The organism is Streptomyces sp. D2-8, assembly GCF_023184515.1.
GTDB lineage: Bacteria > Actinomycetota > Actinomycetes > Streptomycetales > Streptomycetaceae > Streptomyces.
Map to the genome: position 1 here is coordinate 1 of NZ_JAAHBP010000052.1, position 5,930 is coordinate 5,930.

6 protein-coding genes and 3 pseudogenes are annotated in these 5,930 nt (G+C 65.2%); 3 read left to right on the forward strand and 6 right to left on the reverse strand.

Going from position 1 to position 5,930, the window contains the following annotated elements; genetic code table 11:
- The 6 genes and pseudogenes from G3I77_RS40310 to G3I77_RS40340 all read right to left on the reverse strand — a co-directional run.
- Nucleotides 1–465, reverse strand: a pseudogene (locus G3I77_RS40310) (hypothetical protein); the annotation flags it as partial.
- 785 nt (nucleotides 466–1,250) lie between these two features.
- Nucleotides 1,251–1,665, reverse strand: a pseudogene (locus G3I77_RS40315) (IS630 family transposase).
- 358 nt (nucleotides 1,666–2,023) lie between these two features.
- Nucleotides 2,024–2,599: pseudogene (locus tag G3I77_RS40320) on the reverse strand (reverse transcriptase domain-containing protein); the annotation flags it as partial.
- 54 nt (nucleotides 2,600–2,653) lie between these two features.
- Nucleotides 2,654–2,812 (reverse strand): hypothetical protein, encoded by a 159-nt coding sequence (locus G3I77_RS40325; protein WP_248512411.1) that lies wholly within the window; start codon nucleotides 2,810–2,812, stop codon nucleotides 2,654–2,656.
- Complete coding sequence (locus G3I77_RS40330) at nucleotides 2,809–3,069, reverse strand: hypothetical protein (protein ID WP_248512419.1); 261 nt, start codon at nucleotides 3,067–3,069, stop codon at nucleotides 2,809–2,811. Before G3I77_RS40330 ends, G3I77_RS40325 begins: the two co-directional genes overlap by 4 nt.
- Before the next feature lie 103 nt (nucleotides 3,070–3,172).
- Nucleotides 3,173–3,520, reverse strand: a complete 348-nt coding sequence (locus G3I77_RS40340) for an ANTAR domain-containing protein (RefSeq protein WP_248512420.1) — start codon at nucleotides 3,518–3,520, stop codon at nucleotides 3,173–3,175.
- A 429-nt stretch (nucleotides 3,521–3,949) separates the two neighbouring features.
- Here G3I77_RS40340 and G3I77_RS40345 point away from each other — a divergent pair, with 429 nt between their 5' ends.
- The 3 genes from G3I77_RS40345 to G3I77_RS40355 all read left to right on the forward strand — a co-directional run bounded on the left by G3I77_RS40345 (nucleotide 3,950) and on the right by G3I77_RS40355 (nucleotide 5,797).
- Nucleotides 3,950–4,174, forward strand: coding sequence for a hypothetical protein (locus G3I77_RS40345; protein ID WP_248512422.1), 225 nt, complete (start codon nucleotides 3,950–3,952; stop codon nucleotides 4,172–4,174).
- The gene (locus tag G3I77_RS40350; protein ID WP_248512424.1) at nucleotides 4,171–5,070 is read left to right on the forward strand and encodes a hypothetical protein; all 900 of its coding nucleotides are present in this window, start codon (nucleotides 4,171–4,173) and stop codon (nucleotides 5,068–5,070) included. The genes G3I77_RS40345 and G3I77_RS40350 overlap by 4 nt, the downstream gene beginning before the upstream one ends.
- A 61-nt stretch (nucleotides 5,071–5,131) precedes the next feature.
- The gene (locus G3I77_RS40355) at nucleotides 5,132–5,797 is read left to right on the forward strand and encodes a hypothetical protein (protein WP_248512426.1); all 666 of its coding nucleotides are present in this window, start codon (nucleotides 5,132–5,134) and stop codon (nucleotides 5,795–5,797) included.
- Nucleotides 5,798–5,930: the final 133 nt, after the last annotated feature.

The window sequence follows — 5,930 nt, forward strand, 5'->3', positions numbered from 1 at the left end:
GCCGTAACCACCTTCCACGTCCTCGTGGCCATAACCACCGTCGTCGGCAACCGGCAGCGACGGCTTCGGCTCCACCGACGGCGTGCTGGAAGGCTCCGCCGACGGCCTATCACCGTAACCTCCCAGCGCCTCCGAGTCGTTGCCGTAACCACCTTCCACGTCCTCGTGGCCATAACCACCGTCGTCGGCAACCGGCAGCGACGGCTTCGGCTCCACCGACGGCGTGCTGGAAGGCTCCGCCGACGGCCTATCACCGTAACCTCCCAGCACGTCCAAGTCGCCGCCGTAACCACCTTCGACAGCGCCGTAACCGCCGGGCTCGCGGTCCTCGCCGGAGGCGGAGCCGTGGGGAGCGCCGTGCGAGCCCTGCGTGCTCGCACGACTGTTTCCGGGAACCTCGGCGGGCGAGTCCGCCAACGCCGGAAGGCCATACAGGGGCAGGATGCCCGTCGCGGCGGCGGCCACGACCAATCCCCTGCTCAGTTTCTGTCGCAATCTCGTCGTCTTCCTGCTCGTAGGTAGGGTGAAGACCAGCCCTGGAGTGGAAGGAACTGGTCCAGGACCGGACCGGGCCACAGCAGCCCGTCGGCCGATGCACTGACAACGGCTGATCGCTGCCGGACCGGCAGGTGCTGTGCGGAATCCGTACGTCTCGCACGCCCGGGATCGAGTCTTACGGCTCTTCTCGAAAGGCTTCCCTTCTCCCATAGTCCGCCTCCGCTTGTTCTGGCTGGTCCAATGACCGGCCCCGGAGAAGTGCCAGTACCGGCGAGACGTGCAGAGGCAGATACGGTCCAGGCGATTTTCTCCAACAGTGGCTGCTTGACCAGCCAGACCCTCGCCTCGAATTCAGGACGGAACGACGCTTTGTCTGTCTCAGGGCATCGAGGCAAAGATGATCATATCAGCCACATTCCCTACGGGGTGCGATTCAAATCGCACTTCTCGTCACCATGAGGCCACTTGATAGCCCATTAGTAGGAATATCATCAAGCAGGTGAGACACCCTTACGGACGAGTAATCATCGGTTTTTCATCTGCATGACGCCGTGCGGCGACTGACATGAATTGCGCTGATCGGGTGATCATTTCGCATGTGGTCTCCGTGCTCCCCAGATCCCGCAACGGGGCTTCCCCAGCCTCTGGAGCTGGTATGTCTGGTCCCTCCCGTCGAACGCATGGCCCCGGGGGGTGGTGTCACCAGCTCCGGAGGCATCGACAGACCGCTGATTACTGAGCTTGAACTCGTATCAGGCGTTGATGGCCGGCCCTGTCTCGGCAAGGCAGCCGTCCATGAAGTGGCTGCGGTACTGGATGTGGCGCAGGCCGTGTCGGATGCGCTGCATCAGGCGCTCCGGCGTGGTGAAGGCGACGTTGGAGAGCCGACCGCGTCGCAGCAGGGTAGATGGTCAGCCAGTCACGGTTCGCGGCGAACTCCCGCAGGTCTGCGGCCTTGTGGGCGTTGAGGTTCTCCCAGATCAGGACGATCGGGCGGCCGAACTGCTGGTGTGCTGCGATGAGCAGATCGCGGCAGTCGCGCCAGAAGAAGCTCTTGCGTCCGTCGCGGTTGCCGGCGATCGAGATGCGTCTGCGGGAGCGGCCGCGGACCCGCACCACCGGAGTGCGGCCTCGCTGCGACCATGTCTTCGCATGCGGCGGCGTCATGGAGGAGCCGGCTTCGCCGCTGAGTAGGCCCGGGGCCGCGGTGCCGAGATTGCTCCCGGCCCGTTTCCCCGGACCTCTCGCCGAACCCGCCGTGCCTATTACTAGGCAACGGGCTCTCCACGGTCTCTGCCGTCAGGTGGTGGCAGGGGTCCAGGGGGTGGGGATCGTGTTGCCGCGGTAGCGATACCGGGTGACAGGGATCGCGCTGATCTTCCGCAACTCGATCTCGCCCGCGCTGATCGGCAGCCACCACCCGGTGGGGGTGGTGAGCCGTCTGCGAACGTCCGACCAGTTCTTGCAGTGGCCGGACGAATCGCCACCAGACGAGGTTGTCCAGGTTGCTGAAGGTGCGCTTCGCAACGGCATGCCTGAAGTAGTTGGCCCATTCGTGTGTGACCTGGTTGAGGTTCACCAGCACCACGGCCAGGTCCTGCTCCGACGTTCTGTGGGTGAGGGTACGAATCTTCGCTTTCACCGACCGCAGAGGCCGGTGGATGTGAAACCCCAGGAAGTCGAACCCCTTGCTCAGGTGCACCAGTTGGGTCTTGGCTTCCGAGAGCCGCAATCCCATCGGTGCGAGGACCTGGGCGATCCCCTCACGCAGTGCCTCGGTGTCCTGCCTGGTCCCTTTGACCAGGACGACGAAGTCGTCCGCGTAGCGAACCAGCCGCCACGAGGGCAGGCCCTTGGCACCCCGTCGTTCGCGCCGACCGCTGGTGGACAGTTCCCCATCCGGCTCCCATGCCCGATGAAGGTGCTCATCGAGCACCGACAGGGCAATGTTCGCCAGGAGAGGGGAGATGATGCCCCCTTGCGGTGTGCCGGTGAAGGTCTCCTGACGCTCTCCGAACTCCGTGAGGAGGCCGGACTTCAGAAATCCCTTTACCAGCGCCAGTACCCGTTTGTCCTTGATCCTCATCCGAACGCGGTCCATCAGCGCGGCGTGGTCGATCTCGTCGAAGCACGCTGCGATGTCCGCGTCCAGTACTCACCGATATCCATGGGTGCCATAGAAGTGGATCTCAGCAATCGCATCCTGAGCTCGCCGCTTGGGCCGGAAGCCGTAGGAGACCGGCTTGAAGTCGGCCTCGAAGATCGGCTCCAGCACCAGCTTCAGCGCGGCCCGGACGACCCGGTCGGCGATCACGGGAATGCCCAGCCGCCGAACCTTCCCCGACCCACCCGGTTTGGGAGGCCGTCCAGGAATCCGGGGACCCCAATTCGCTCCTCGACGTCGGCGGCCGTCAGGCCATCCACGCCAGGAGTGCGGGCACCCCGGTTGCCGGCCACCCGCTCGAACGCCACGATCAGCGTCGCCGGGTCGTGCACGAGGTTGAACAGATCATCGAACCGGCGGCCGGGATCGGCCGCCGCCCAACAGTGAAGCTTGGCCTGGGTACGCATCGCCGGCGCCCGGCAATCTGTCCTGCGTGTGCTGCAGGTGACCGGCGTCGACATTCTCATCCCCTGCCACCCCACCGTCGAGCAGGCCCTGACCGCCTGACCGCTACCCCGGCTGATTTACGTTGTCGCCTGCATCGATGCGCCGTCGCAGGGCCGCCTCCAGCTCCCGGCCCACCGACGGCGGCAGGAGCTCCCCCAGCGCCCAGGCGATCACCGACTCAGCCACCGTGTGCAGCTTGGTGTTGGTGTGCTGGGACACCTCACGCAGCACCTCGAAACCGGCCGCCGGCGTCAGCCGGTGGATCGCAATGAGCACCCCGATGGCCTGGTCTACCCTCGCGTGAGAGTCGACTGCGTGCCGCAGCTGCGCGTTCTCCTGCTCCAGGCGGGCGGTCGTGGCGTCATCACGTGTGCCGTCGAGTGAGGGCCGCGGCACGCGGGAAGTCGTCATGCTGGTCTCCATACAGGGGCAAAGGCTTCCCCGTACGCCTGCCCCCTACCGCGACAGCAAGACACCTCACTACGGCGCAAACATCACACAGGAGGACCGCTCTTCGCCGTCCCAAGAACGGCGAAGAGCCCAGCAGACCCAACCCTTGTCCTGCCGGGTGGCCCCCGTGTCCACGCTCACATCTCACAGGTCACACAGGCGAGAACGGGCAGCCAGGGCCATGCCGCAGCCGCGCTGCCCTCCGACATCCAACACTCATGGCGGATCTTCCGTTACCTCTACGCGCTGGCAAAGGCCGCCGTTCTGCCCCGCGACCTCACCACGACGCCGATCCGCAACATCCTCATCGGCAGCCGCGTCAGCATACGAGAGGAATCGTCCCAGACCTGGACCAAGGTGCAGCTTGAGAAAAGCGACATCCTCGGACGGATGAAAACCATAGAGCAGCGGCTTTTGAGCGCCGCCAGCGACTTCCTGCAGGACAAGGACGTCGACACGTCCGTCTTCAAGGACCGAGCACTCAAAATCATCAACAGCGGCATCTTCAACTTCGGCGACAACAACAGCTTCACCAACAACGCCGTAGGCGACGCGGCTCAGGTCAGCGTCGCTGCGAACCAGCCCGCGCAGCCCGACAACGGAGCAGCCCCATGACCAACAACCGAGGCATCATCAGCCACGGCAGCAACAACCACTTCAGCAACATCGCGATCGGAGCGAACGCTCAAGCCTCCGGGCCAGCGCCCCAGCACTCCGCCGAGCCGGCCGTCGAAGCGGACGCCGGGTGGGACCTCGGGATCGTCACCATCCTCAGTGAGGAACTCCGCTCCGTCATCGACGAGTTAAAGCTCCACCGGCACAAGACGCCAAGCGGCCTGTACTTCTACCAGGGCGAACACACTGTCCCCGGCGCCACCTTGCGCGTCGTGGCCACACAGACACAAAGCCAGGGACAGCGCTCCACCATGGCCGCCCTGGAAAACCTCCGACGCCACTACAACCCCCGGCTGTGGACCCTCGTCGGCATCGGAGGCGGCATCCATGACGACCACGCCCGTATCGGCAACGTCATCGTCTCCACCGACGTCGTCTCCTACGAGAGCCGCAAGATCAATCCGCTCGGAGACACCCGACGCCGCGGTGAACACCGGCAAGCACCCGCGCGGGTCGTTCACGCCGTGAATGCCTACTTCACCGACCATGGGACGCCGGCGCGCATCAACGGCCAAATGACCGCACACGCCGGCGACCAGTTCGAGGTATACCCCGGAGTCATCGGGTCCGGTGAAGCCGTCATCGCCGACCGTGCCAGTGAGGTCCGTACTTACCTCACCACCTACCACGAAAAGGTCCTGGCCGTAGACATGGAGGCCGGCGGGCTCAGCCAGTACTGGCAGGAGAACTCAGTCCACGGCACCGAAAACCCCGGCTGGATCGTCGTCCGCGGCGTCTCAGACAACGCCGACGAAGACAAGGGCCACCGGCACCACGAACTCGCAGCAAGAAACGCCGCCCACGTCCTGAGCCAACTGCTCCCCTATCTCTGCTGAGCCAGCGACGAGCACCGCGAGCACCGACTAAGGAGACAACTCCCACCACCGGAGTCTCGGCATGAACGCCTTTCTGCTCGGCATACTCAGCTCCCTCGTCACCAGCGCCCTCCTGCTCGTCCTCAGCCTGCTGCGCGCCTCACGCCCCCTGTGGTGGCTCACCGCCGCCTGCTCCTGGTTCACCGGCACCGGACTCCGCCGCGTCTACCGCCGCCAAGCCGCCGCAGAACAGAACATGAGCCAGGACCTCGCCCGGGCCCGCTGGGTCAAAGTCATGGCAGGACGCGGCAACATCCTCACCCGCGAAGCCTTCGCCCCACTGTGGTCCGGCGACCTCGCGCCCGCATCCGTCCAGATCCTGCTCCCCGACCCGGACACACCACACGACTCCTGGCTGGACCGCCGCTCCCACGACGTCGCCCGCTTCGACCCAGGCTTCACCCCGGACCTGCTCAGAGGCCAGGTCCGAGCCAACATCAACTACCTCGCCCAGGCCGCTCGCGCGCAACGCAACATTCAGCTGCACAGCTACAACCTGCCCCACACATGCCGCGTCATCGCCACCGACAAAGTCGCCTACCTGACCTTCTACAGCGACAACGCGCACGGCCGGAACTCGCCCTGCCTGTACGCACGAGCCCCCGGCCTCCTCTACACCATCGCCCTCCAACAATTCGACACAGCCTGGGCGAACAGCGCTCAGACCCTCACCACACCGCATAACTGACTGGCCGGGTCTGTACGGTGAGCGGTGTAACTCCCGAGCTGGAAGCGACAGTTGATGACTGACGTGACGAGTGACACCGAGGCCGGGAAGGCCGCTGTGAGTGGCGCCGTGGACGACGGGCTGGTCGCCGAGT

What these genes read in the sequence shown, in the direction of transcription:
- G3I77_RS40345 (WP_248512422.1), top strand. Translation starts at nt 3,950, where the DNA reads ATGAAAACCATAGAGCAGCGGCTTTTGAGCGCCGCCAGCGACTTCCTG.
- G3I77_RS40355 (WP_248512426.1), top strand. Translation starts at nt 5,132, where the DNA reads ATGAACGCCTTTCTGCTCGGCATACTCAGCTCCCTCGTCACCAGCGCC.
- G3I77_RS40340 (WP_248512420.1), bottom strand. Translation starts at nt 3,520, where the DNA reads ATGACGACTTCCCGCGTGCCGCGGCCCTCACTCGACGGCACACGTGAT.
- G3I77_RS40350 (WP_248512424.1), top strand. Translation starts at nt 4,171, where the DNA reads ATGACCAACAACCGAGGCATCATCAGCCACGGCAGCAACAACCACTTC.
- G3I77_RS40330 (WP_248512419.1), bottom strand. Translation starts at nt 3,069, where the DNA reads ATGCGTACCCAGGCCAAGCTTCACTGTTGGGCGGCGGCCGATCCCGGC.